The organism is Blautia sp. NSJ-175, assembly GCF_022867815.1.
In the GTDB taxonomy this organism is placed as follows: domain Bacteria; phylum Bacillota; class Clostridia; order Lachnospirales; family Lachnospiraceae; genus Blautia; species Blautia celeris.
Genome location: NZ_JALIFQ010000039.1, coordinates 1 through 26,577, shown reverse-complemented (window position 1 = coordinate 26,577; position 26,577 = coordinate 1). Strand labels below are relative to the sequence as shown.

The following is a 26,577-nucleotide window of genomic DNA, read 5'->3' as shown; positions in this document are numbered from 1 at the left end:
AAAGAACAGCAGGAAAAACTATAAACACAGTTTTTCCTGCCGCGAATGGTTATCCACAAAATAAAAAAATAAATTTCGTCATTTTTTACAATGACTTATGCATACCTCTGAACAGTAACTAAAATGGCACAAAAGTGGCATAGGAAATGCCGATGACATGGAAAAGAAAATCTGTTATACTTATATCGTCTACAAGTGGGTTCTCAGGAATCTGCTTGTTTTTTTTATTTTCAGGAAAGGAGTTCAATACTATGAAATACTGTCCTTATTGCGGCGGAGAACTTGCAAACCCGGCAGCATCCTTTTGTACGGAGTGCGGAAAATCGTTATCCTCTGCGGTCCCGGAGGAAGCGTCGGTTACCGAAGCGCACCGAGAGAAGAAAAAGAGCAGCAAGAAACATGTAAAGAAAGGAAGATATTCAGGTAAAACAAAAAGACCAGCTGTTCCTGTGAAAGCTGGTGAGGCATCTGAGCCGGTAAGAGAAGATGATTATGATGGCTATTATGATGATGTCCGTCCCTTTGATGAAGGGGGAGGGCGTGAGGAGATTGACAAGGCGCTGGTTAAAAAGATTATATTGGTCGTGGCATGCGTTCTCTTAATTGCCGGAGCTTGTGTTGCACTTATGTACTTGATATAAACAGCAAAATAAAATGTTGTAAATCACCTTATCCAATCGTGTAATGTAATTGAAAGGTCAAAGAGGTGATGAACATGATTTATTTGTCCAAAGGGATTGTAAAAGAAAACTCCACGGAACATCTTCTCCAGGTGGCGAGATGTGGTCAGGAATATAGCTTATCCGGAGAACAGGCGGCGTTGTGGCTGAACGGAAGGTTTGGATTTTCAGAGGCTAAAACAGAATCGGAGAAGCGGACGCTGAAGCATTTGGCAAGAATGGGTCTGGCAGAAACGGGAGCAGAAAATACTGATGTGGCAAGATACAGAATCCTCACACAGTGCGTTTGCTGCCCGGCGGTCAATGCAAAACCGGAAATTTTTTTGAGCCACGCAGAAAAGGAAGCATTAACCTGGCTTCGGAATGCCGGACTTCGATTGACGGTAGCAGAACTTATTTTTCTTAGAGAGCATAAGATCAAACCTGAACCACGATATCTCCATTCTGAAAACCGGCAGGCGTTGGTGGAGGCAATCTACACAAAGAATACCATCGCAGATAATTGCCTGGAGCAGATCATGGAATGTGCGGATTGCAGGGATGACACCGTAAAGATACTGCTCGGGCTGCTGAAGAAAAAGAAACTAATCGTATTGTGAGGTGAAGCAGATGAAGGAGAAATTTTATGGGTTGCCAGCACCTTTACAAAAGCAGATTGCCATAAGGATTGCAGGGGGTGCTGTTTTCCTGCTGTTGTTTGTTAGCATCTTGCTTGGGTTCCGGGATTTCTATTTCAGCCTTCCCTGTCTATTATTATCCGGGTTTCTGCTTATAAACGGGATTCGACTATGCTATAATAGCTTTGCTGGCAACTATATGTGTATCCAGGGAATCTGCGAAAAAATTGAGACGGTCGGGATCCGAAAAAGAATCAGAGGAATCTGGGTTCAACTGGAGGGAAACGCAGTGAAAATTCCTATTCGGCAAAGAATGAAGGTGCTCTCTATTGGCGATACTGTTATTATATACTTATCAGACAAAACCCCAGTATATGAGCATGAGGGCAGTTATATGATATGCAGCTACTATGCACTGGGAACAAAAAAGAGAGGTAATTAAAATGGAAGCAGATAAGGAGATGTTGAATCGGCTCTTGAACGAAATACAGGAGTTGATCAAGGAAAATGAAAATGAAGACGGCACCTACCGATTTGACTTGCTGAAGGCAGTTATTGCTTTGGATTTCGCAAAAACGGAGATCGAAAAAGCGATTTCCAAGTGATTTTCGGATGGATTGACTATTGAAGCTGCATATGCTATAATATTTATATCAGTTTCAAGATTTCCAAAGAGAAATCACGAGTATCCGAGTTTTCAAAGTGTCAATTAGCACAATTGTGCTGGTTGGCACTTTTTTTGTTTCTTTTGGTTTCTACCTGCAAAGCAGGTTTGAAATAAATAATTTTATAGCAGGTAACCCCTGCGAGAAAGGAGATTTCCATGTTAAAAGTTTTTGCAACACAAGTCGTCGTATCCAAAGGTTATGACAACACGCCAGCTCTTCGCTTTTCTGAGAATGGTGATTCTGTGAGGTTCCGAATCGGCAAGAAGGTCTATGACCCTCATGCTGAAAACGACAGCCGCTGGATTAACCTTCCGGTCAAAGCGTTTAACGGCGTATGCGAGCGCATCAAGAAGATGCAGCTGAAAGAGGGTTCCTTTGTGAATCTGATTGGCAGGCTGGACGAAGATTCCTGGGAAGATAAGGATACCAAAGAAACCAGAAAAATGATGGTTATTATTCTGGATGACATTGAGTATGCTTCCGGTGGAGGCAAGTCCAAGGAAAACCAGGCAGCTGCAGGACAGCAGAATGCGGCTCCCCAGAATACTGCTCCTCAGAATACTGCTCCGCAAAATGCTGCTTCAACTCCTGCGACAGGCGCTGAAGCATCCGGAAATTTTACCGGGTATGAGGCATTTGGCGGCGGATCATTCTTTGATGAGAATTGATTGGAGCAACAATTGAATCCGGCGTATTAAGGCGCACATGAGTTACAGACACTGTATGCTCATGTGCGCCTTTTTGCGTTTCAAAGGAGGTGTCTTATGACAAATGAAACCTTTTGCCTTCTCTCTGAGGAGGAGAAACACACAAAATTCAAGGCTACAATGAAGGGCAAGACAAAAGGATGTCTGAATGAAGAAGAACTTCATAGTATCTTGATGAGCATTTCCCTGAACAGACAGTATGCTATTTCAGTCTATCGAGATGGGGAGGAGTTTTGCCGTGTTTTGTCAGCGGCGGACGGGTTCCAAAGAAGAACCATTCTTGGTCATGTAGCCGCAGGTATTGGAGAAATACCGGGAAAACAATTTGACTCATCGCAGGCGGCGGCAGTAATTTTGCATAATACTGTTGATTGCAGTAATGCAAACTGCCTCTATATCTTTATTCCAAAGGAACGAAGTCAGAAAGGAACAGAGTGATGAATAAGAAAGATCAAAAAAGGCACATGGCTTATGAAGCGCTGGTGCTGTTAGGTATGCTGGCTTTGCTCACTTTTATATGCCGGCTATGGCCCATCCTGTTATTGATTATTCTCGGTATTTTTGCAGCGGTGATAAGACTGCTTTTTCTTTCCTCCAGAAAGATTGAAGTAATTGTACCACTTCCTCTTTTGCCGGAGCCGGTAAAAGAAGCGACCGAGAAAGATGTACAGGTGCTTGCATATTCCGTCATACTCAGACGGGTTACAGAACTTGTGCTATCTGAGTATCCGGAAGCAAGATGGATCTGGGAGGCGCCGAATGCCGAAAGGCTCATCCGGGAAAACCAGGAGGTATTCATCCTGCTGAACCGTGCCGGCGGATACCGCCGTGCCAGAGTCGTGATCCAAAACCTGCAGGTGGTTGGAATTGAGTACAATCCGCCGGCTGAGGAGGATGCGGTTTTGGAGCCGGAGGATAATGCCCCGGAACCTGAAGAAGAACCAGAGGTACAAAATTACGAGTTGCTGGCCTTTGAGTGGGCAGATGCTCATATTTTCGAGCTGAATGCCAGATGTAATGAAGCAATTGGGGAAAATCTCTCAGAATTGATTTTGCTCGCGGAAGAACTTCCGGTCCGGGAGAGTTGGGCAGATATCTGCCAGGAACTGATAAGAGCCGGGCTTACGGATGTCCAGTGTGTATCTGAGGGAATCAAAATCAATCTTACGCAGTCAAATGCAGAAAGGAAATAACGTATGAGTGCATACATGAACAACATCTTTAATTACAGCCGTCCCTTACCGGAACCGTTTGATACGTTGACGAACAAAAAGGTGTCAGTATCATCGAAATATGGAGATGGGACAAATGCAACTTTGTGTTCAACAGTCATAAAGGCGGTACATGCAGTTTGCCGCTGCATGGATGGCAGCGCCGAAGGAGCTGTCGGAGTCATCGACCACAGGACAGTTGCTGAATACAAATCGTCCATGGGACCTGATGAGTATCATCTGGTAGTATATGACAGCAACTCTGGTTCGCTAATGGCAAGTGTGTATGACAAGAACACGGAAGTTTTTGAAAACTATGTGCTAAACGCATCAGGGCGTGACGGAGCTGCCGTTATGATGGCACTGTTTCCGGTACTTATGAATGATGAGGAATTCAGTGATAATTTTGAATTATACCGCGATCAGTTTAGTCATGGATTTTCGGATTTATCCTCGGCTACGGAGTACATGGCAATGCTATGTGATAACGCCTACAGACGCATCAAAGATGCCTCCTGTTCAGCAGCCGTCAAGGTGAGTGTGGACAAGGCCGGAAATCTGATGCGTGTATCTCAGGTGCAGCTGGATTCCGGCGCTTTTGAGCCTACCCATGTGATTGCTGGGGAATTTACGATCTTTGCAAAAACAGCGAGGGTTATTGTGAAGAGCGCAGATGTCATTGTGGAACACACGGATTTTGTCGGCAAGTATGAACTGCATCCAAGGACGATGAGCAGTCAGGAAAAACAGCTGATACCGGTGCTTCCGGAATGGTACATCATTCCACAGGAGGTCGTTGATATCTGCAAACATGCTCAGGCAACCACCGGGAAACCGACGCAGATGAGGAATTTCCTCCTCCGTGGCCCGTCGGGAACCGGAAAGACCAGAAGCGCAAAAGCGATTGCAGCAGGGCTGGGGCTTCCGTATATGGCATACACCTGCTCGGCAGGCACAGAAATATTTGACTTCATCGGTCAGATTTTTCCGGATACCGATTCGGGTTCTACCGGGGATGCACAGCTTGATCATGAAAAAGCGATTTTGGCGAGTATGGGTGGAATCAACTATGCCAACGTATCCAAAATGATGAATCTGCCCGATTTGGATGATATGGATTATGATCCGGCGGGGGTATATCAGGCTCTGACTGGTGTAGAAAATGCAGCCGCAACATCCCAGGACTGTATGAGCATTGTGCTGGATCGTGTAACGGAGAAGGTGTGTGCCCTGTCCAGACGAGATGAAAATTCCAAGAGCAGTGGTCAAACCTATACTTATATTGAGACTGATTTTATCAAGGCTCTGAAGTATGGGTATGTCATTGAGATCCAGGAGCCTACGACAATTGTCCAGCCCGGCGTTTTGCCAGGACTGAATTCTCTGCTGGAGCAGACCGGGACAATCACTCTTCCTACCGGAGAGGTGATAGAGCGTCATCCGGATGCGGTGGTCGTAGTGACGACTAATATCGGATATGAGGGATGCCGCAGTATGAACCAGTCTGTTATCGACAGAATGAGTCTGGTACGAGATGTGGAACTTCCGACGCCTGAAGTTATGGTGCAGCGCGCCATGGCCGTCACGGGCGCAACCGATGAGTACCAGATCTCCCAGATGGTGCAGGTGGTCAACGACCTGTCGGAGTATTGCCGAAAGAACAGTATTACGGACGGCTCCTATGGTATGCGCAGCCTGATTGACTGGATTGTGAGCAGTGAGATTACCGGCGATGTATATGAGTCGGCGCTGTATACGATCATCAGCAAGGCGACCACAGATGAAGTAGACCGTGAGGCGCTGATCAGTGCAGTTTTGGAACCGATTTTTACAAAGAAGCGAAAGAGAGCAACCGCATAAATGTATTTAGAAAGGAGGTCAACCCTGTATGGCGAGGGTGAATCACAAGTTAGTAAAACAGCGGCTCAATGAGCAGCGCAGTAAAATTTCAGACCGACAATTCTTCTCGTCCCGTCTTTTGGCGGGACATTTTGAAGATCTGGCGGCAGCACAGACAAGGCGGTATCACTATAACCGACGGGTCCGTGTGAATCTTTACTGGAAACCGAGAGAAAAGCATGTGGCATCAACGGACAATATGTTTGTGCGTATCAATGCCGGGTATCCTATGGTCACGAAGGTAAAGGGGAGGGAAAACCGCTACCAGATCGTATGCGGTATGTTCGCTCATGAGCTGGGACATGTCCTTTATACAGATTTTCTTGCAGCACAGACACATGCCAATTATTTAGGAAGCGGTCGCTGGTATCCCTATCCGCCAGACCTGAAGACAACGGCGGATGCACGGAACGAGAAAGCATTCTGGAATTATGTGAGAACCGATCCAAGAAATCTGGAGATGGTGCAGATGATTGCCCATTATATCTCCAATGTAATTGAGGATGGGTATATTGAAAACCGGGTGCTGAACAATTTCCCAGGTACACTGGGATACGGGCTTGAAAAGCTGCGGGAGCGGCATTTCGAGCAAATACTGACCGTGACGCAGCTGATCGAGCAGGAGGATGAAGAAAGTCATATTTTTGAAAGCATTCTTCAGATCATGCTGTCTTATGCAAAATTTGGCGAAATCAAGTATGGGGACGAACCGCTCAGCGATGAAAGAATTCAGGCGGTGTTCGGTTTAATTACCGATATTGACAGCGCCTTAATGAGCAGGTCCGGAAAAGACCGGCTGAATGTCGTCAATATGGTACTGGTAAGGTGCTGGGACTATATCGAATCATTTTGTGAAGAATGCAAAAAACGTCAGGAAGAGGCTATAACCTCCGGAGGTTCCGCCAGCCTTGCAGAAACCTTGTCGGAAGTGTTGGGCGCAATTGCCGGCGGTTCCGAAATTGGTGAAGGAAGCAGCACGCCGGTGCCGGAAGCATCCGACGGGTCAGAAGAATCTGCGACGGCCGGCAAACGGGCACAGACTCATGCAGACGCCGAGAGCGAGGATGACTCAAGAGAAACAGAGGGCTTCCAGACTGACTCTGAAACGGAAGAAAAGCCATCTGGGTCTGGGGGAAGCAATAATTCTTCAGATAAAGAAACTGCCCCTATAGATGGTGGCAGTTCCGGTGCTGAGAAACAGGAAACTGCGGATACTGAGCAGGGACGCATCCCCTACCACCAGTCAGAATCACTTTCAGAACCTGTTGGTGGGTCAATAGAAAGAAACGACGATTATGAGCGGGAGCAGTATGATCGTGCTGCATCCGATATCGAACGTCTTCTGGACAAGATGGCGGAAAAAGCGGTCTGCGAGCAATTGGAGAATGAAAGGATTCAGGAGTTGAATGATGTGGCTCAGAATATTTCTTATGGGAATATCCATGAAGGGGTACCTATCCGAATCAATCGGATTGCCTCTGTGGATGAGGAGCTTATAGAACAGTATAATGCTATTGCGGGACCTTTGATCAATATTTCCCGCCAGCTGCAGAAGAGTTTGCAGAAGCAGCTCAAGGAAAATCGAAGAGGCGGCAAGCTGACCGGTCTTATCATGGGCCGCCGTTTGGATGTGCACGCACTGTGCAGGAATGACGGTAAGGTGTTTTATAAGAACAACCTGCCCAATGAGATTCCGGAGCTGGCAGTCGGCCTGCTTCTGGATGAGTCAGGGTCTATGTGTTCCTGTGATCGCTGTACTTATGCCAGAGCCTCAGCTATTATTCTGTATGATTTCTGCCAGAGCCTGGACATCCCGGTAATGGTCTATGGTCATTCCACCGATTATACCGATGTCGGAAATACAGTAGCACTATATTCCTATGCGGAATTTGATGGCTTTGATCATGATGATAAATACCGCATGATGGATATTGCGGCCAGAGGAAGCAACCGTGACGGAGCCGCACTCCGTTTTGTAGCGGAGCAGCTGTCTAAGCGGCCGGAAGCAGTAAAAATCCTCATACTGGTTTCAGACGGACAGCCTGCTGACAGCGGTTATGGTGGTTCTGCAGCTGAGGAGGATCTTCGCGGCATCAAGCAGGAGTATCAACGCAAAGGTATCTTGTTTGTTGCAGCCGCTATTGGTGATGATAAGCAGAATATTGAGAGAATCTATGGGGACTCATTCCTGGATATCTCAGACTTAAACCAACTGCCCACAAAACTGACCGCTGTTGTTAAGCGGTACGTGAGGGTATAACAAAAGGCAGGACAAAGGATGAAATCCGCTTTGCCCTGCGTAATTCATAACAATAGAAAGAAATAAAAATAAAGAAGGAGCGTTAACAATAATATGAAAGCTATAAGTATTGGTGCGAAATATGAGATTTATGATGATTCACTCAAGGCCTACGACAGGCTCCCTGCAAAGACTTACACGGTCCGTTTCTCAAAGATGTCCGGCTTTTTTCTGGAAGCACGGACGGACTTGGTGGTGAAGGAGAAGGTCTACGGAGTCCATCCGGAAAAGGCAGACAAAGTCATTGCGGCATTTGCAATGTTTGAACGGAATCTTGGTGTCATCCTAAGTGGAGACAAAGGTATTGGCAAGTCGCTTTTTGCCAGAGTCCTTTCCTCAAAGGCGGTTAAGACCGGGTATCCTGTCATTATTGTTGACCAGTTCATCCCGGGTATCGCTTCCTATATTGAGTCCATCGACCAGGAGGCTGTCATCTTGTTTGACGAGTTCGACAAGACCTTTGGCAGTATCCGGCCAGGAGAAAATGAAGCAGATCCGCAGTCTGGGCTTTTGAGCCTGTTTGACGGAACATCTGACGGAAAAAAGCTGTTCATTATCACATGCAACAGCCTGTACAATCTAAGCGATTATCTGGTGAATCGCCCAGGTCGTTTCCACTATCATTTCCGCTTTGATTACCCGTCTTCGGAAGATATCAGGGAATATCTGACCGATAAGTTAGAGGCTCGGTGCCACGGCGAGATTGAGAAGGTAATCCTGTTCTCGAAGAAAGTGGCTTTGAATTATGACTGCCTCCGTGCGATAGCGTTTGAACTTAGCCTTGGGATTCCGTTTGAAGCGGCAATACTGGACATCAATATCATCAACATGCATGAGGAGTTGTACAACATCACTCTGCATTTCAGCGGTGGAGTCACCATGAGCGCCAAAAGGTGCCAGTTAGATCTGTTCAACAGGGACTGCCATGAGAGTGTCAGTCTGTTCGACGATAAAGGTAGAAACCTGGTCATGGCTGAGTTTATGCCCTCTGAATGTGTCTATGACACTGAGCGTCATGCGACGATTCTTCCGGCAGACTGTATCACGCTGAATTACACGGATTATTATGGGACATCGACACGGGAAGAAACGAAAAGACTGGTGCCGGAATATCTCTCCATTGTCCGAGCAACGGAATGCAATATTCATTATTTGACGGCCTGATATACCCTCATCATGAGGATGCAAGGCCCGAACCAACTGCCCACAAAACTGACCGCTGCTATTAAGCAGCATGTGAGGGTATAACAACATCAAATTATAAAAATACGACGGGCAGCTGGATTTCTACAGCTGCCCGCCTGTTATTCAGAAAGGAAGGGAATTATGCACTTTTTAACATTAGCAGCTTTAGAAATCTCTCAGATACAGGAAGACAAGGAATTGGACAACCAAATAGCAGAGGCTCTGAAGGAATTAGAGATTCAGAAGCAAATTGAAACAAAGAATTTTATGCTGGACCTTGCGATTGTGAGATGCCAAAATCTTCAGTCATCATTCTCCCGTACAGTGAATGACGGCGTTTCTGAGCTGATGTATCCTTATTGTGCGTGGCTGGAGGATCCGGAATATCTGGAATTTGATAACCGGACAGAAAGACTGCGTGAAGAATACGAGAGCGTGGTTGACTGCATAAAGCTTCCCCAAGGCACAATTGTGGAGCAGTACGGCTATCCGATCTGGGGCAGATTTGTTGTCCGTGACGGAAAGGTGTTTCAAAGGGATGCAGGACCGCTTCATCATGAAAAGCGTACTAAGAAAGCAAAACGAATGATGGCTCTGCCTAAGTATCCCCGCAAAAAGCTCTATAGGAGTTTTGAGGAATATGCAGAAGAAAGATGCGGTTATTCTTTTGATGAAAAGCATCAGGGCTATGGATATTACTATAATCCAAACGCCATGTGGGACTGGTATTCCATTGGCGGGCGCTGGCCGGAGATGTTTCTGGTAAAAGATACCTGCACGGAGTATTCCATTGGTGAAAGAAGCTGGTGCAATTCAGATAGAAAAGAAGAAACACCGGATGGATATGTGTGGGTTTGTGCCGCCAGAAAAAAAGATATCGCATGGGAAGAGATGCGGGGCTGGAGAAATCAGAAAGCAAAAGAGCGCTTTTATAAGCTTGAGCAAATGTTTCTGGCAGGAAAGACCGATTCCGACTTTTATGGAGAAATCGTTCCGGACGGAGTTATACGCTGGGGCAGATACGTCTACCGAAAAGGCTCTACATTGGAAGAATACCTTGAGGAGTATGGGATTCCAAGCAACTGGAAGTACCCGATAGGCACGCATGATATTGTGGATGCAGACCAGTGGTTTAGCAAAGAGGACAGTGTGCTTGATTCAGAATCAGGCAGCTATGTCCCGGTAGAATGGCGCAGCTACATTGACGGTTACATTGATGGCACGGGTGAGGATACAGTATTGGTTGCCGTAGACTATCACATTTAAGGAGGATTCAGATGAACACGTATGTCGTTTGCATGGATTCATCATGGGTCCGTGATTCACAAATGTTTGATATTGTCGGTTTGACAGATGATGAACTGGCAGAAGTTGACATGTGCGGCACAGAAAACGAAAGAAGGTGGCACGATATGGAGCCGACTCCATTTATCGCAGTCATAAAAGCGGAAAACGAGGAGGAAGCCTGTAGAAAGGCAGCCATCGAAATGCGCTATGATCCACGCTGTCTGTTTGCCATAAAAGTATCAGAATGAAGGAGGTATCAAGAATGATTATCAATCGAATCGGTGCTGAGTTTGAATACGAAGGCACAACCTATGTAATCGGCGCTCCCATTGTGGGAACGCCGGAAAGCGAGTATGAGGGTCTGTATGGGACAATTACGGAAATCCGTGTCGGGGAGGATAAGGAAACGGAAAATGAAACGCCGGATCTGTACTGCTCCTTTGAGGTTCCTGTATTGCCCTGTGAAGTAAAAAAGCTGGAAGAGGTTTTTTCTGAACTGTATAGCCAGAAAAAGACCATTGACGACATCATTCTGGATTTTGTCATCATGGCTCCATCTATGGTGGAGCCGCTTGACGATCTGGAAGAGTGCCGCCAGCATCCAAGAATTTATATTCTTTTGGAAGATTGGGCGGTAGATGGCGAACAGGGGAACTCTTCAGAAGTCTATACAGATTTTAATGATGCAAAGCGCTTATTGGTACAGAAGCTGAAGGAAGAACAGGAAAGCGGTTGTATTCCCCAATGGACGGATAAGGAGAAGTTTGTGGAACATTCCGCAGACTCCCTCTATGAATGTTACATTGACGGTGAATACTGCGAAAACCATTATCATATCGCAATCATATCCCAGCAGCTTTGTGTCTCCAACCGGTTTGTCAGAGAAATGGGATGGATTTACAAGGCATCCTGCCAGCTTGAGGATTTTGTATCACAGGTGTCAGACTGGGATGAACTGGATCAGCTGACCGATGAGCAATACAACCGCATGGTTCAGGATCCACGTTTTCCGGAAAGGCTTCACAGTGCATTGGGGAAAAATGATTCTTATTGGGAGGCTTACTGGGAAACGGTTTCCGAGGTGGCTCATGCGTTTGTGGATGAGTATCTGAAAGAAAATGCGCATCCGGACTGTTATACGCCGGAACAGGACAATCCATACCCGCTGTGTGTCGGAAATGGAAGTGCGGCATGTAAAGAATGCTGTCTGTATGCAGAAATGGAGGCAAAGCCATGGGAACCATAAATACAAGAATCAGCTATCTTTACAGGGATGCTGACAACTATAAAATGCAAAATTCCTGCGTGATAATGGGCGTGATAACCGAAGCGCAGATTGCAGAAATCATCTCCTGTCTGGACTGTGGGGAATATTTTATTCCCCGGCAGGTGGGGCTTCCTGAAAAACGTTTTGACAGGTTTGACGAGGAAGCGGACCATTGCTGGTTTGAATTAAGTGCGGATGGGTTTGAGGTTACAGAAAATGTTTCCAATATTGACATGACTGTGAGCCAGCTCCTGGAGTTGTTTCATAAGGCAAAAAATAGCTGGCATGATGAGGTGCTGTGAGGAGGCGATGAAAGTGTTGCATAACCAAACAAATGCGAAAGCAGGGCAAATGAGTATTGTCCTGGAAAATCTCAGTATCACGAAAGATAAAATATCTGCAGTTTTAAAGCGGAGATGGCTGGCTTGCTATATGCTCTATGACTGGAATTACCGTCATGCAGAGCATACGTTTGCCACAAATGAAATGGAACGATTCCAAAAGGCTATTAAGACTCTTAACAGACATCCATGTACTGCTTCTGAACTGGATCAAAAGTTGACCAAAGCCTATAACAGGGTCTTGATGGAAGATGTAGAATCTTTTATTAGACAGCACATGAAAGTCTGGTCTGCGGATCGAACTGTGGTAGAGTTAGAAATTGCACGAGCGGAAGCAGAAATGCTTCAGTGTTAGAGAGGAGGTGGCATTATGCCTTATAAAAGCGAATCAAGGCCGTTGACCAGCATTGTCTCCTATCCGGAGCGTGGCGAAGGCGGCAATAACCGTTATCGGGGGAACTGCTCTCCCAGACTGATTGAGGATCTTTTAGGGTTCTTTCGCCCGGGAGAAATCTGTGACTACATGTGTGGCAGCGGGACGACCAAAGCAGCGGCGGACAAATTGGGCATTGGCAGTCATCTGTATGATCTGCACAGCGGATTTGATATCATGAACTGTGAAATCCCGGAGCGTCCGGAGTTCATCTTCTGGCATCCTCCATATTGGGATATCGTCACGTTTTCGGATGTCATGTATAAAGCTTCTGATGTCCAAAAGAACTACGGTTATGACCCGAGACAGTATGATCTGTCGCGCATACCGGACTGGGAAAGCTTTGTTGATAAAATGAATTATGCCATGATGAAGCAGTTTTCCGCCCTTGAAAAAGGAGGCAGGATGGCGGTTTTGATGGGAGACATTAAGAAAAAAGGTGTGCTTTACAGTATGCTTTCTGAAATCATCAAGCCGGGTTCCTTGGAGAATATCATTATCAAGGCCCAGCATAACTGCTTTTCAGACAAGATCCAGTATAGCGGAAAATTCATTCCGATTCTGCATGAATATGTGATGATTGTCCGAAAGGATTCACCGCTTCTGGTTCCGATTATTATGGCAAAGAAAGCGGAGGTCGATATCCGGGATATGCCGGGAGCGACATGGCGTGATGTGGTTGCTGCCGTTTTAGAACAGTGCAGCGAGCCGGTGACGCTCACGTTTCTCTATGAGAAAATAGAGCCGCACAGAAAAGCACAGGCAAATAAGTGGTGGAAAGAAAAAATCCGCCAAACGCTTCAGATCAATCCTACATACTTCTTTCATGATGGCAGGGGAATGTGGTCTTTGAACAGAAGCGCAGCATAGTATCTGCGTCTGGGGGATGTCTTTTGTAGGCATCCCTCAGTTGCTTTAACTATATGTAGAAGAAGGATGGTTTTTTTGCTATAATACAAATATATTTGTAGATAGGAGGAGAAATATGTCTGCTTATTATAATCCGGAAACGTACAGAAAAATTATCAGAAATGGTGAAGAATGTTGGGTATATGATTGGGGCAAGAATGCCGATATAAATTCATTCAATTATATGATAGACCGATGGGGTGGCACCCAGCAAAAATTTTTTATCAATGGCGAGACCAGACAATATTTTCTTATTGATAAACAAGAGCGTACTGTCATGGAAATATTAAATCCTGAAGTAATAAGGTTCTTGTATGAGCATCTTTATATGGCGGAAATTAACGAAACTTTTATTGAACTGTTTACCTCAATCGGTAGGTTTAAGACAGTGAAGTACGAGTAGGTTCTGATTTTTTCTTAGGGATGTCGTTTCGGCGGCATCCCTTTTTGTATAATTGTTTTCATTTAGGACATACTAATTTCCAAGACTTCTATTTACATTTGCACTTCAACTGTGTATAATATGAAGCACGAATGTAAATAGAAGTCAAGGAGGTGTATTGACACGGATACGATTTGGGCTAAAATTCAAACGATTGCCGAAAATAGCAATGGGTTTGTTAAGACTTCGGATATTGAAGCGGCTGGAATCAGCAGACCGATGCTGAAGAAGTATGTTGATATGGGAAAATTAGATCCAGTGCGGAAAGGGCTATATACTTTGACCGATGAATTTACTGACGAGTTTGCGCTTCTTCAGGCGCAAAGCGCAAAGATAATATATTCATATGGCACCGCACTGTTCTTTTGGGGGATGTCGGACAGGACGCCGAACATCTTGGATATAACACTGCCTCGCGGAACGAACATCAGTAGATTAAGGCGCGATAATCCGAATTTGCGTTGTCATTATGTGCAGACAGAAGTTTACGATCTTGGAATAACAGAAACAAAATCCCCTCAAGGCGGGATGGTAAAGCTTTATGACCGAGAGCGCTGTATTTGTGATGTGATTCGGGATAAGGATCAAATTGAGCTGCAGCTTTTTACGCAGGCAATTAAGGACTATTTCAAGACAAATCCGAATAACAGAAAACTGCTGAAATATGGCAAGATATTTGGAATTGAAGATAGGATTAGAACATATATGGAGGTTTTATAATGAAGACACCGGAGCAACTAAAAGGAGCCATTCGCAGCATGGCAGCGAAGAAAAATCTTCGTGCACAGGAGGTACTGCAGATGTTTTTATTTGAAAGAATCATCGAGCGTTTGGCAGTCTCATCCTTTCGGAACAATTTTATTTTGAAGGGCGGGCTTTTGATATCATCAATGATCGGTATTGGTGAACGCACTACAATGGATATGGACACAACGGTGCGTGGTATTCAGATGGAAGAAGATGAAATCGTTGCAGCTGTAAAGCAAATTATTTCAACGGATGTCAACGACGGCATTTCATTTGAATATGAAAAAATCGAACCGATTCGAGAGGAGGATGCCTATAATAATTTTCGTGTACATTTGCGGGCAAAATACGGAAAAATTGACAGTCCTATGAAAATTGATGTCACAACCGGAGACATTATAACACCGGCGGCGATACAATATGATTTCCCGTTGATTTTCGATGAAAAAACAGTTTCTATAATGGCATATACTTTGGAAACGGTTCTTGCTGAAAAATATGAAACGATTATCCGTAGAAATATCGGAACAACCCGGGCAAGAGACTTTTATGATTTACATACTCTTTTCCGGAGTCGAAAAGAAGAAATCAATGTGGACATTTTACGCATGGCAGTCATACATACCGCTCAAAAGAGAGAGTCCGTGGAGGATATCCGCGATTGGAAAGCGATTATCAAGGATATACGTGAAGAGCCGCAGATGTATCTTTTGTGGGATAAGTATATTGTCGAAAATAAGTATATTGGGGAGCTTGAATTTCATCAAGTCCTTGACACAGTGGATGAAGTAGCGAACTTGCTGGCATTCTGAAAAACAGCATATGTGCTCTTTTCCCAGTGGATTGACTATGGCGAACAAATCTGTTATAATATCCATATCAGTATCAAGTTTGGCTACGGTCGAACACAGTTTAACAGAGTTTATCAAAGTGTCATTTGCAATTATGCAGATGGCACTTTTTTTGTTTTCCGGCCAATTTATCTTGGGCATAAGCCAGCAGTCTTTCGAGATTGCTGGCTTTTGTTATATATCAAGGCGGCAATCCCGTCAGAAAAGAAAGGAGCATGAAATATGCAAAAACAATGTCAGGATGGTTTTTACACCACATTCAGTTCCTATCGTAAAATGCTTGATTATCACCAGGAACAGTCTATGAACAGCCGTTGGATCAAAAGTAAGGTCAGCGACCTTGAGATTCAGCCGTTGGGCAAAGGCTCTGCTCTGAGTGTTGATCTGTCGGCTTTTGCGGCAGGAACCACACAGGACGCTGTGGATGACACAGCGGACAATCTCGGTCTGGCAATGCGTGTTAACGGAGAACTCTTCCCTATGCGCATGACAGCCTACAAAAGTCTTTTGGACAGGGCAAAAATTGGTGGCACGGCGCTTCCAAAACTGAGCCGTGAAGTGCTGGCGGAGGTATTAAATGCCTGCCTGCGCCTTTATTCAGCAGATGCACTTTTGCTGATTCGTGATGAGAAGGTAGCAGCAGTTCATTCTGGCGATGCAGTTGATTATTCGGTGCTGCCAGTAGATGAACTTCTCGCTACATTGAAGGGAAAGTTGGATGCACAATTCAACGGAAATGTATTTGAGTCTGGATACTGTGACCATGCGATGGTAAGCGCGTCATGGACAATGCCGAATCAGAAAGAAGATTTGATTGGAACATATGCGAAACTTTTGTCCTCACTGGGGAAGGGGACGATGTCTTCCAAACTGATGCCGGGAGTCCGTTTTATGAGTTCGGATACCGGAGTGGCTTCGGCAAAGGTTTCGGCTCTCCTGATGAGTGGAAAATGTTCTATCCATATCGGGGGCTGCATCGCAGTTGACCACAGGCATCAGTCCAAGGTTTCCGACTTTGATACGGCGTTGGATCAGCTGTTTGCCCAATTTGGGGATAGCATTGCCAAACTGCAGAAACTGCTGGAGATCCATTTGGATTATCCGGTAAACGCAATGACCAGGGTATGTAAAAAACTGAGTCTGCCCAAAAAGGCTGCAGTCGAAGCTATCGCCATGTACGAGATGGCATACGGAGGCGGTCCGGCGACAGCCCATGACGTATTTCTTGCCATGCAGGAGATCCCGTTTATTTTGAGGACTGAGAATACGCCGGAAAGTAAGATGTTGGTCATAGAAGAAAATATGGCTCGTGCGCTTTCATTCAGGTGGAGTGATTATGACCTTGCAAAGGCGGTGAGTTACTGATGGCAAAACCAATTATTCTTTGTGATACCGCAGGTATGACGAATGACAGATGGCTGGAATGCCGTATGCACGGCCCCAAAGGGGATATTCCCTATACAGTGGGCGGTAGCGATGTTGCAGCTATTTTTGGTGTATCACCATGGACGACTCCGCTGGAGCTGTGGAAAATCAAAAAAGGGCAAATGAAGCCTGCAAAAAAAGCCAATGCCAATCAATTGCAGATGGGTCATCTTTTGGAGCCGATTGCTGCCTATTGGTATGGTGCAAAGACAGGCAACACCGTTATGGAAGACACGAATCTATATCAGCACGCAGATCATTCTTATGCTCTTGCCAATTTCGACCGGCGCTTTACACGGGCGTCCGATAACGAACCGGGAATTTTGGAGTGTAAAAGCTGTACTTATCACAAAGCGGATGAGTGGGCAGATGGAGCGATTCCGCTCTACTATGAAATGCAGCTGAGGTTTTATCTTGCGGTAGCGGATGTGAACATTGGCGCTTTTTCTGCCGTTTGGGGAAATAATCCGGACAATGATCTGGCAATGCCTGAGATTATTCGTGATAAGGCGAAGGAGGATATGATTTTTGAACGCCTGGACGAATGGATCTGGAGCCTTGAGAATGATAAACCCCCGACAATGGCGGATGTTGCACCAAAGCTTGCTTTGGAGTCACTGGCAAGGATTTATGGTGCAAGTCAGGCGGGACTTCCAACAATAGAGTTTTCCCGCAAGTATGAATCGCCCTTGCGCAGAATCGCAATGCTTCAAGGGAAGATCTCTGAATGCAACAGAGAAATCAAAACATATGAAAAGGAGATTGAAGCACATAGTGTGCGAATTGCCGAAGTCATGAAGGAGCATGAGCATGGCGTCTTGGAAACGACCAGCGATAAGCTTTTGATTGATTTCGTGACAAAAACAACCCGCAGGCCCGATTCCAAAGCCTTGAAGGAAAAATACCCGGCAATTTATACTGATGTTCTAAAAGCATCGGAAAGCCGCAAGGTAAAGGTGTCGGTCCAGCCAATTTAGAAAGGAGACCATAATGGAAAATATTTATCATGAAGGTTGGGAGCAGGAGTTGGTTTATCAGTTCCTGCCATATGACAGGTGCAAAAAGAGGGCGTATATCTGCTCGCCGCTCAGTGCAGACACGAATGAAGGGATTGCACAGAACATGCAGGCGACAAGGGCGTATATGTTCTATGCCATGAAAAAGATGAGCATGAACGCAAGTGCGCCACATGCGTACCTCCCGATGATCCTTTGCGACAATATTCCATCTGATAGAGCGCTTGCCCTTCAGTTCGGTCTGGAACTGCTGAAAGGCAGCGATATCCTGCTGATATGCGGTAACCGGATCAGCAGTGGGATGCGTGGGGAAATTGCCCATGCAATCTGCCTGAAGATGCCGATGATTGCTTTTGATGAGGGTGTATACCTGCAAGTACAAAAGGAACTGACAAAGCGTGGCTGCGATAAGCGGAAAGTTCGCCTGGACAGGGAGAATTTCTTGATGGGTATCTCTGCTCCTTTGTCATATCTTGAAAATGCGGCGATGTTCCGATGAAAGGACAACTGGCTGCAGCTTCACAAAAAACTCCCGTTGTATCTTTGGATACGATTCGGGAGTTTTTTGTATCTATAACACGACTCAGAGAAAGGAGTAAAAATTTTGCTATGTGAATTTGATAGGCTCATATATCCACAAAGTATTACGGCTGTTGATGCCAGCAGTTATATGATTGCGCTCTACAACCCATGCGAAAAGATCAAAGATAGCACAGGGAACACGGTTACACAGGTGAAGGCAGTGGGATATTGCTTACCTATATCGAGCAACCTGCGCTACGACATGTTTGGGCATTGGAGTAAAAATCCCAAATTTGGCATCCAGTTTGAAGTGGAGAGTTATAACGAAGTGATAATACCGACGAAGGAAGGCATTATTGCCTATCTTTCTTCCGGGCAGATTAAAGGGATTGGTCCAAAAATAGCGGAGAAAATTTACGCAGCTTTTGGTCAGCAGTCACTGGAGATACTGGATAAAGAACCGGAAAGGCTCCTTGCCATACCGGGTATCAGTGAGATAAAACTGAAAAAAATCTATGATTCCTATCTGGTCAATCGTGGCGCCCGGGATGTGGTGGCGTTTCTGTCACCACATGGCATTACGCCGAACCGAGCGGTACGCCTGTATAAGGAGTATGGGGAAAAGACGATGGATATTGTAAAAAATCATCCCTATCAGCTCTGCGACATGGCCGGGATTGGTTTCAAGACGGCAGACCATATCGCTATGAGCATGGGGTTTGACCGGCTATCGACAGAGCGTGTGGATGAAGGACTCTTGTATACGCTGGAGGATGCGGAAGCCAAAGGTCATCTCTGCATGGAGAAACATGAGTTTGTGAAAGCCTGCCTAAAAATTCTGGATACGCCTGCGTTAACAGCAGAAATGGTGGCGAACCGTGCCGCCAGGCTGGTTTTCGGCGGACAGTTGGTGTCGTACCAGGGCAATGTGTATAGGGCAAAGACCGCACATGTGGAAGAACAGCTTGCCTCCGCCATTCATCAGCAAATGAAGTACCGGAAGATGCACAGCTATGGGGATTTGGATGCTGCCATAGATGCAGAGGAGCAGAAGCTGAAAATGAAGTTTGCACTGGAGCAGCGCGAAGCGGTAAAGATGGCTCTGACGCAGGGGCTTTCCATTATCACTGGTGGACCTGGAACAGGAAAGACTTTGATACAACGTGCCATTTTAGATATTTATCAAAAAAACAATCCCAAAAGTGAAATCTGCTGTTGTGCCCCTACGGGTAGGGCAGCAAGGAGGATGGAGCAGGCAACTGGTGTTTCGGCTTCAACTGTTCATAAAGCCCTTGGGCTGATGGCGGATGAGGACGGAGACTATGATGGACCCGAAGCGCTTACTGCAGATCTGATTGTGGTAGATGAGATTTCCATGCTGGATGTTTATCTGGCTGAATATCTGTTTGATGCAGTGAAATATGGCGCCCAGATGGTGCTGATTGGCGATGCAGATCAGCTGCCTTCAGTGGGACCTGGCGCAGTGCTCAGTGAGATGATTGCCAGCGGATGTATCCCAGTTGTACGGTTGGACAAGGTATTTCGCCAGAATGCGGGAAGCCGCATTGCGACAAATGCGAAGCTGATCCGCCATGGGAATGTGGGCCTGGAGTATGGGAATGACTTTCAGTTTATCAATTCTCCCAGGCTTTCTGATTCTGCTGAACTCATTGTCGATCTTTATCTGCAGGAAACGAAAGAATACGGGGTCGATAATGTGGCGCTGCTTACGCCATACCGGCAGAAGACGGAAACCGGAGTCAATGCACTGAATGAGTGTTTGCGTGAGAAGGTGAACCCTCCGGATACGCAGAAACCGGAAGTTGTTTTCGGAAACCGGAAATTTCGGTGTGGGGACAAGGTCATGCAGATCAAAAACCATGATGATGTCAATAACGGTGATATCGGGTATGTCAGAAAAATTATTCGCATTGGCGATGACACTACGGTTCATGTGGACTTTGGTGACGGGCGCATGAAAGAGTACGATTCCAGTGAATTGGATATGTTGGATTTAGGTTATGCCTCTACTATCCATAAATCACAGGGAGCGGAGTACCAGTCCGTCATCATCAATCTGCAATGCGCCCATTCCATCATGCTGACGAGGCCTCTTATCTATACGGCAATTACACGAGGAAAAGAGCGTGTAACCATTGTCGGGGAAAAAAGGGCGCTTTGTATTTCCATTAAAAGAACTGACACAGAAAAACGCGGCACCTGCCTTGCTAAGCGGCTGCAGGCGCTTGCTTGAAGAAAGGAGCAGCTATGGCTACAATATTAGATCAATATCTTGAGAAACAAAATACCATCAGATCCCAGATTGCTGAGAACAGCCTTCCCCCGGAGGACTTGCTGATTATGCAGGAACTCAATTATCGCATTTGCGTCTTGGAGACATTTCAATCTTTTTGCAAGTCTGCGCCAATTACACTGGATACAAAGGTCATGGGCTATCACTTTCAGATGGTAGATGCGTATGTGCGCTTCACCTTAAATGAAAGACGATTTGGATTAAAAGCCGATGCAGAAGGCCAGAAACGACGTGAAACAGCACTGAGCTCTTTTGAGCATGTTGTACAGGACGGCAGAAAGCGGTTTTCCAGCTTTAAGGCAGGGACGCAGGAGCAGTACAAAATAAGTATCAGTCAATATATCCATACAATTCTGCCAGTTTGGATGCAGTATCGGAACACATATATCAATTTATAAGGAGGCTACAATTATGAGTCAGAATAACTCGAATGAGAAGGCGGCAATGCTCGCTAAGATCGAAACAATTCATCAGGTGGATGGATTTGATCCCACACCATTTGCTGTGGATTATACGGACTTGGGAACCGGAGAGGTGCGTAAGCGCCTTCCGGTCATGATACAGATGGCGTGGTTCCGTCTGAAATATCCAGAAGGACGCATTGCTGTACAGGTGAATCCTGCAAAGGATTGCTTTGTGGCAACAGCCCGCGTGTATCCAAACTATAAGGATGCGGCGGACTGTTATCTGGCAGAAGCGACGGCATCCAGAGGATATTGTGAGGAGAAACCTTCAGTTTCACCACGGGAATGGGCACAGACGGCTGCTGTTGGAATTGCTCTACGAAATGCAGGCTTTGGACTTCAGTTTTCCATGGCAGGTGAAGATTTTGAGTCTTCTGCTGTGGATGAACTGGGAATCTCCGCCGATCAGGCTCAAACAGTATCAGCAGAGAAACAAGAGATGACAGAACCAAAATCGGAACCGGCACAAGAGGAATATACCGTAATTGAACCGGTACAAAAGGAACTGACTCCAGAAGAAAAGCTGGCACAGGCAATGAATGTGCCTTGCCCAATCTCAAAATTCAGCGGAAAAACACTTGGAGAGGTATTATCGCTGGATCCCGGTGCAATTAAATGGGTGGCAACAAAATTCACTGGCGGCGAGGAAATTAAAGCTGCTGCGAAACTGATTTGTGAATTTTCTATTCAACAGACAATTGCATAACAGGTGCTAAAGACCAGGGGATTCATGCAGTCATCCTCTGGCCGTGAACAAGACGAAAAGGAGGACAAAAAAATGTGTAAAAGAACGAAAAAACTTCGTTTCAAATGGGAGCTTGGAGATGAAATGGTCTCACTGCATGTCAACCAATATGCTTATGACGGGCGGTTGCACATCGGTATGATTAATTATGGAGAAGATGGTCCGGAACCCTTTGCAGACATGACGATCAATCTACCGGCATATGATCTGGAGGATAACGAAGCATTCATTAACGGAGATATCAGTAAAGATCTGTTAAGGTTTATCAGGGAGAACAAACTGGGAAAAGTGCTGCCTTACACCGTGAAATCCGGATATGGCAGATATGCGGCGGTGGCCTTCGATCTGGAAAAGCTGGCGGAATACGATCCTTCAGGGGTTGCGTCGTTTAAGGAAAACTGTGGGTTATAGGGAAAACAGCAATGAGAAGAGGCGGGGGACAGCGTGCTGTTCCCCGCAAGTTTGAAAAAGGAAAGGAGGCAGCATGGAAATATTTCATATGAGCGACGTTGTTTCGCTGCTGGGAATCCCGATGCCGCCGTCTGGAAGAAGCTCCTATTATGTGCAGTGTCCCTGCTGTGACGAAAACCCACGGAAAAAGCATTTGAACATCAATTTGAAAAAAGAAGTGTATCGCTGCCCGCGGTGCGGAATATCTGGTGGTATATTTGATCTGTACTCATTATATACCGGGGTTCCGCGTGACAAAGTGCGAAAAGCTCTGGTGGAGAAACTGGGAATGCCTGATAACCGGCCTAAACCCCAAAAGAGGATACAGCCGCAGGCAAAGCCTGAATGCCCAATAACGGATGTTGATACCCGACATGCCACATACAGTGCGCTGCTCGATAAGCTGACGCTGGCGGCAGACCATAAAGAGAACCTGCTTGGCAGAGGGTTGATGGAGGATGACATTATTCGGCTTGGATACAGGACAACACCTGTGGTCGGTATGACAGCGATTGCCGGCAAACTTCAGTCCGAAGGGATGTACTTAGCTGGGGTTCCTGGTTTTTACAGGAATGAAAGCGGTACATGGACTTTCATTCATGAAGAACGCGGTATCTTAATTCCAATGAGAGATCGGAAAGGAAGAATTCAGGGGCTTCAGATACGCAGAGATAAGGTGAAAAAGAGAAAATTTCGATGGGTATCCAGTACAGAGCGGCCGGATGGTTGCCCTGCAGAAGGATGGACACATCTTGCAGGCCCGGTTAGGCCTATGCTGGTGCTGACAGAAGGTCCTATGAAAGCTGACGTGATTCATGCACTGACTGGTCTGACAGTGCTGGCGGTTCCTGGTGTTAATTCTCTGACACAGCTTGAAACAACCCTTAGCGATTTACGTGCAGAAGGGGTTGCAGAGATTAAGACTGCTTTTGATATGGATTTTGCGACCAATTACCATGTACAAAACGGTTACAACAATCTTCTCAGTCTTCTTGGCAATATGGGATTTCAGTTCGGTACGTACCTGTGGGATCCACGCTATAAGGGACTGGATGATTATATCTGGGAATATTGTTTTCAAAAGAAGCATTAAAACTGGGGTGGAGCAAAAATGCTTCACCCTTTTTCGTGCGTTTTTTCAATCGAATGCGTATAAAAGTTGTAAATACGCATGGCGAATCGTGTAATGATAAATATAAGAATAATTTTTGCAGGAGGTATACATATGTTAATCGCAATCGACCACGGCAACTACGCTGTAAAGACCACAAACCATTCCTTTATTTCCGGGCTTTCTGAGCACACGGTGAAGCCGCCCATGACAGATGAGATTGTGGAGTATGGAGGAAAATATTGGACCTTGAGCGGACGCCGTCTGAGTTATATGAGGGATAAAACCCAGGATGACCGATATTTCATCTTGACATTATTTGCAATCGCCAAAGAACTGGAGAACAGAGGCAATTATACGCCGGTCGAACAGATTCAGCTGGCTGTTGGACTACCACCTGAGCATTTTGGCGCTTTAAAAGACAGATTCGCCAATTATTTCAAAAGAGACGGAATTATCAAATTTGTTTATGGTGACAGGCCATACAGCATTAAGATAGACCGTGTTATGGTGTTCCCGCAGGCATATGCCGCTGTTATTCCCCAGAGCAGTCTGGTGGTTCATACGGTTCGTATGTTTATCGTTGATATTGGTGGTTATACCACCGATGTGCTGCTCTTGAAGAATGGAAAACCAGATTTGCAGTTTTGCCGGAGCCTGGAAACTGGTATTATTACTATGAACAATGAAATCATACGAAAGGTTGGTGCGCTTCATGATATGCGTATCGAAGATGAGCATATTAGTGCAGTGCTTCAGTGCGAGAATACCATTCTGCCGGAGGATGTCAAGGAGACAATTCGTGAAGCGACGAAGTTACATGCACAGGATATTCTGAACCAGCTTAGAGAATTGCAAGTGGATTTGCGTTCTAATCCGGCAGTTTTTATCGGAGGGGGAAGTATTCTTTTAAGGCCTTTCCTGATTAATTCGCCTCTGGTAGCAAAGGCGGATTTTGTGGAATCTCCGAATGCGAATGCTCTGGGATATGAAATGTTGGGCAGGAAAACGCTTTCTCTTCGTCCACTTGGATAAGGGACGGAGGGACAATATAATGAAAAAGGATGGAAAATACCGCTTCTCGCTTCAATTTAGCGCAGATTCAGAGGAACAGGTAAGGGCTGGAGAGTTGCTTGAAAGGCTGGGAAACAGGAAAAGTGCGGTTGTTGTTGCAGCCTTGAATGATTATCTTGATTCTAACCCGAATTTACAGGATGCACATTGTAAAATAGAAGTCAAGCTAACACCTGGCTATAATCGAGATGGAATTGAGGAAATCATACGGCGCATTGTTGAGGAAAGACTTGCAGCGGTTCGCCGTGACGAACCCCAGATGGCTTTTTCAGAGGAGAGTAAGACAGATACTCTGGAGGCAGACATTGCACAGATGTTGGACAACCTGGATATGTTTTCATAGACCGACAGTGCATATAATAGGTTCAACGATGGCTTTTTAACGCTTAAAAATTAAAAAAGTCCATGTAAATGAGTTGATATTCCACTTATAGTGCGTATATTGGAATATCAAGTTCTTCAATTCCATTGTCAGATTATATAAAATAGAAATGTAAGGAGAATGTAAAACCATGGACTATGTTATTTTAGGCAAGAATATTCGGAAGTACCGACAAATGCGCGGATTGCGCCAGGAAGATTTGGCGGAGATCTGTGATTGCGGGAATAGCCATATCGGCCAAATAGAAAATGCGAGAGGGATTCCAAGTCTGGATATGATTGTACGGATTGCAAATGCTCTTTCAGTAACAGTAGATCAATTGCTCAGAGAGTATTATTCGGAACCTGAGAAGGTCTATTTGCGAGAGATTGCGGAACGTATTGAGAAGTATCCGGTAAAGCAGCGTGTATACGCTTGCGAAGGTCTGGCTGAATTTTTGAATACCATTGAAAAATTCAGTCAAACAGATGAATGATACGCATATAACCAAACAGAAAAAAGTTTACGCTTTATAGAACGGCTATGCTACACGAAAGTGCAGTATGGTCGTTTTTTGTTATCTGAAAACAAGGAGGTGGTCCCATTGGATTAAACCATTGACAGCTGCAAAAAGGTAACAAGTCGAGAAAATTAAGGCACGCCATCACGGCGTGCCTTAACTTTTGCCCTGGTGGTGTGCCCCGTAAGGAGGTACAAAGATGAACCACCAGCAGAAGTCTGAACGTGACGAGCTGCGGGCCAGATTTACAGTTTGGCTGGAAACTACAGTTTACCGGGCCAGACTCAAATATTTGGAACGGGAGAAACCCAAGGTAGATACAGTTTCAATTGAGGAATTACCAGAGAGCGCTTTATCTGTTTTTAAACAAACCTCATATTGTGAAATATCAGGATCTGCTTTTGATTTTGAAGAGGAACGGTTGGCAGAGGCGTTTGCAAAACTGCCAATAAAACGACAGGAGATACTGACAATGCTGTTTGTGGAGGAGCGAAAACCGGAGGAAATTGCCCGGCTATTAAATTGTTCTCCCCAGCATGTTTACGACCAGCGTTATCAGGCATTGAAGAAGCTGCGCATAGCATTGACAAAGGATGGTGATAAATTTTGAATCACATAGAATTTGAAAAGATGCTTCAGGCGGCAGTTTCCGGCAGTCATGAGGCTCTGGAGCAACTATTTTTGCTGTATGCACCGTTAATTGATAAACATAGTAAAATTGACGGCCGGATAGATGAAGATTTAAGACAGTATCTATTGATACATATCGCACTCAATATTTCAAAATTTGTCATTTAGGTGAAGACGGTCTCAGGTTTTTCTGAGGCCGTTTTCATATTTTTATAAATTCTGTTCGAGATTTGAGAGATGATGAGGCTTTTTGTAGGTAAAGGCATCCCCATGCCATGGCACCTTGCTACGAAAATAAAACACGTAGCAAAAAACTGAACCTTGACAACAAATGTTTTCAACAATTATGAAAGCATCACTATAAAGCAGTCACAGTATTGGCTGCCTGTAGTGAGAGATTGA

At 45.4% G+C, this 26,577-nt stretch carries 31 protein-coding genes; all 31 read left to right on the top strand.

The features are described 5' to 3' along the window. The first annotated feature begins 152 nt into the window (after positions 1–152). Positions 153–641, top strand: a complete 489-nt coding sequence (locus MUB35_RS29290) for a hypothetical protein (RefSeq protein ID WP_146051659.1) — start codon at positions 153–155, stop codon at positions 639–641. A 74-nt stretch (positions 642–715) separates the two neighbouring features. Continuing rightward, entirely contained in the window at positions 716–1,279 is a 564-nt protein-coding gene (locus tag MUB35_RS29285) for a hypothetical protein (protein WP_023043097.1), read from the top strand. Between the two features lie 461 nt (positions 1,280–1,740). Next, positions 1,741–1,902 carry a hypothetical protein gene (locus MUB35_RS29280; protein WP_023043095.1) on the top strand — a complete coding sequence of 54 codons (162 nt, stop codon included), beginning with the start codon at positions 1,741–1,743 and terminating at the stop codon, positions 1,900–1,902. A gap of 218 nt (positions 1,903–2,120) precedes the next feature. After that, positions 2,121–2,633, top strand: coding sequence for a single-stranded DNA-binding protein (locus tag MUB35_RS29275; protein WP_023043094.1), 513 nt, complete (start codon positions 2,121–2,123; stop codon positions 2,631–2,633). A 96-nt stretch (positions 2,634–2,729) separates the two neighbouring features. Next, positions 2,730–3,110: a hypothetical protein gene (locus tag MUB35_RS29270; protein ID WP_023043093.1), complete on the top strand. Its 381-nt coding sequence runs from the start codon at positions 2,730–2,732 to the stop codon at positions 3,108–3,110. Continuing rightward, on the top strand, positions 3,110–3,865 hold the full coding sequence (locus tag MUB35_RS29265; protein ID WP_023043092.1) for a hypothetical protein: 756 nt from the start codon (positions 3,110–3,112) through the stop codon (positions 3,863–3,865). The genes MUB35_RS29270 and MUB35_RS29265 overlap by 1 nt, the downstream gene beginning before the upstream one ends. 3 nt (positions 3,866–3,868) lie before the next feature. After that, the gene (locus MUB35_RS29260) at positions 3,869–5,743 is read left to right on the top strand and encodes an AAA family ATPase (protein ID WP_103731134.1); all 1,875 of its coding nucleotides are present in this window, start codon (positions 3,869–3,871) and stop codon (positions 5,741–5,743) included. Positions 5,744–5,771: 28 nt separating this feature from the next. Then, a complete protein-coding gene (locus tag MUB35_RS29255) occupies positions 5,772–8,042 on the top strand; it encodes a vWA domain-containing protein (protein ID WP_103731135.1) in 2,271 nt (756 codons plus the stop codon). 93 nt (positions 8,043–8,135) lie between these two features. Continuing rightward, positions 8,136–9,245 carry an AAA family ATPase gene (locus MUB35_RS29250; protein ID WP_023043084.1) on the top strand — a complete coding sequence of 370 codons (1,110 nt, stop codon included), beginning with the start codon at positions 8,136–8,138 and terminating at the stop codon, positions 9,243–9,245. 162 nt (positions 9,246–9,407) lie between these two features. Continuing rightward, positions 9,408–10,532 carry a hypothetical protein gene (locus MUB35_RS29245; protein WP_103731136.1) on the top strand — a complete coding sequence of 375 codons (1,125 nt, stop codon included), beginning with the start codon at positions 9,408–9,410 and terminating at the stop codon, positions 10,530–10,532. 11 nt (positions 10,533–10,543) lie between these two features. Beyond that, positions 10,544–10,801: a hypothetical protein gene (locus tag MUB35_RS29240; RefSeq protein WP_023043082.1), complete on the top strand. Its 258-nt coding sequence runs from the start codon at positions 10,544–10,546 to the stop codon at positions 10,799–10,801. Positions 10,802–10,815: 14 nt separating this feature from the next. Next, positions 10,816–11,799, top strand: coding sequence for a hypothetical protein (locus tag MUB35_RS29235; RefSeq protein WP_023043081.1), 984 nt, complete (start codon positions 10,816–10,818; stop codon positions 11,797–11,799). After that, on the top strand, positions 11,787–12,122 hold the full coding sequence (locus MUB35_RS29230) for a hypothetical protein (RefSeq protein WP_023043080.1): 336 nt from the start codon (positions 11,787–11,789) through the stop codon (positions 12,120–12,122). Before MUB35_RS29235 ends, MUB35_RS29230 begins: the two co-directional genes overlap by 13 nt. 13 nt (positions 12,123–12,135) lie before the next feature. Further along, positions 12,136–12,516, top strand: coding sequence for a hypothetical protein (locus MUB35_RS29225; protein ID WP_042959795.1), 381 nt, complete (start codon positions 12,136–12,138; stop codon positions 12,514–12,516). Positions 12,517–12,531: 15 nt separating this feature from the next. Continuing rightward, positions 12,532–13,464, top strand: coding sequence for a hypothetical protein (locus MUB35_RS29220; protein WP_023043078.1), 933 nt, complete (start codon positions 12,532–12,534; stop codon positions 13,462–13,464). Positions 13,465–13,579: 115 nt separating this feature from the next. Continuing rightward, a complete protein-coding gene (locus MUB35_RS29215; RefSeq protein ID WP_023043077.1) occupies positions 13,580–13,906 on the top strand; it encodes a hypothetical protein in 327 nt (108 codons plus the stop codon). Between the two features lie 156 nt (positions 13,907–14,062). After that, positions 14,063–14,665 carry a type IV toxin-antitoxin system AbiEi family antitoxin domain-containing protein gene (locus tag MUB35_RS29210; protein ID WP_028529331.1) on the top strand — a complete coding sequence of 201 codons (603 nt, stop codon included), beginning with the start codon at positions 14,063–14,065 and terminating at the stop codon, positions 14,663–14,665. Then, complete coding sequence (locus MUB35_RS29205; protein WP_054351747.1) at positions 14,665–15,504, top strand: nucleotidyl transferase AbiEii/AbiGii toxin family protein; 840 nt, start codon at positions 14,665–14,667, stop codon at positions 15,502–15,504. Before MUB35_RS29210 ends, MUB35_RS29205 begins: the two co-directional genes overlap by 1 nt. Before the next feature lie 261 nt (positions 15,505–15,765). After that, positions 15,766–16,908 (top strand): hypothetical protein, encoded by a 1,143-nt coding sequence (locus tag MUB35_RS29200; protein ID WP_103731137.1) that lies wholly within the window; start codon positions 15,766–15,768, stop codon positions 16,906–16,908. Continuing rightward, the gene (locus MUB35_RS29195; RefSeq protein ID WP_103731138.1) at positions 16,908–17,945 is read left to right on the top strand and encodes a YqaJ viral recombinase family nuclease; all 1,038 of its coding nucleotides are present in this window, start codon (positions 16,908–16,910) and stop codon (positions 17,943–17,945) included. Before MUB35_RS29200 ends, MUB35_RS29195 begins: the two co-directional genes overlap by 1 nt. Positions 17,946–17,958: 13 nt before the next feature. After that, positions 17,959–18,483 (top strand): DUF7768 domain-containing protein, encoded by a 525-nt coding sequence (locus MUB35_RS29190; protein WP_054351752.1) that lies wholly within the window; start codon positions 17,959–17,961, stop codon positions 18,481–18,483. Between the two features lie 105 nt (positions 18,484–18,588). After that, a complete protein-coding gene (recD2, locus tag MUB35_RS29185) occupies positions 18,589–20,760 on the top strand; it encodes an SF1B family DNA helicase RecD2 (protein WP_023043071.1) in 2,172 nt (723 codons plus the stop codon). 14 nt (positions 20,761–20,774) lie between these two features. Next, a complete protein-coding gene (locus tag MUB35_RS29180) occupies positions 20,775–21,218 on the top strand; it encodes a hypothetical protein (RefSeq protein WP_023043070.1) in 444 nt (147 codons plus the stop codon). A 13-nt stretch (positions 21,219–21,231) separates the two neighbouring features. Beyond that, positions 21,232–21,990, top strand: a complete 759-nt coding sequence (locus tag MUB35_RS29175; protein ID WP_023043069.1) for a hypothetical protein — start codon at positions 21,232–21,234, stop codon at positions 21,988–21,990. A 72-nt stretch (positions 21,991–22,062) separates the two neighbouring features. Next, a complete protein-coding gene (locus MUB35_RS29170) occupies positions 22,063–22,440 on the top strand; it encodes a DUF4313 domain-containing protein (RefSeq protein WP_023043068.1) in 378 nt (125 codons plus the stop codon). 73 nt (positions 22,441–22,513) lie between these two features. Then, a complete protein-coding gene (locus tag MUB35_RS29165) occupies positions 22,514–23,572 on the top strand; it encodes a DUF3854 domain-containing protein (RefSeq protein ID WP_023043067.1) in 1,059 nt (352 codons plus the stop codon). 132 nt (positions 23,573–23,704) lie between these two features. Continuing rightward, positions 23,705–24,625: a ParM/StbA family protein gene (locus tag MUB35_RS29160; RefSeq protein WP_023043066.1), complete on the top strand. Its 921-nt coding sequence runs from the start codon at positions 23,705–23,707 to the stop codon at positions 24,623–24,625. A 19-nt stretch (positions 24,626–24,644) separates the two neighbouring features. Continuing rightward, complete coding sequence (locus MUB35_RS29155) at positions 24,645–25,007, top strand: hypothetical protein (protein ID WP_016295837.1); 363 nt, start codon at positions 24,645–24,647, stop codon at positions 25,005–25,007. 169 nt (positions 25,008–25,176) lie between these two features. Next, on the top strand, positions 25,177–25,521 hold the full coding sequence (locus tag MUB35_RS29150; protein ID WP_023043065.1) for a helix-turn-helix domain-containing protein: 345 nt from the start codon (positions 25,177–25,179) through the stop codon (positions 25,519–25,521). 223 nt (positions 25,522–25,744) lie between these two features. Then, positions 25,745–26,155: a sigma-70 family RNA polymerase sigma factor gene (locus tag MUB35_RS29145; protein ID WP_054351759.1), complete on the top strand. Its 411-nt coding sequence runs from the start codon at positions 25,745–25,747 to the stop codon at positions 26,153–26,155. After that, entirely contained in the window at positions 26,152–26,343 is a 192-nt protein-coding gene (locus tag MUB35_RS29140; protein WP_033140040.1) for a helix-turn-helix domain-containing protein, read from the top strand. The genes MUB35_RS29145 and MUB35_RS29140 overlap by 4 nt, the downstream gene beginning before the upstream one ends. The last annotated feature ends 234 nt before the right edge of the window (positions 26,344–26,577 follow it).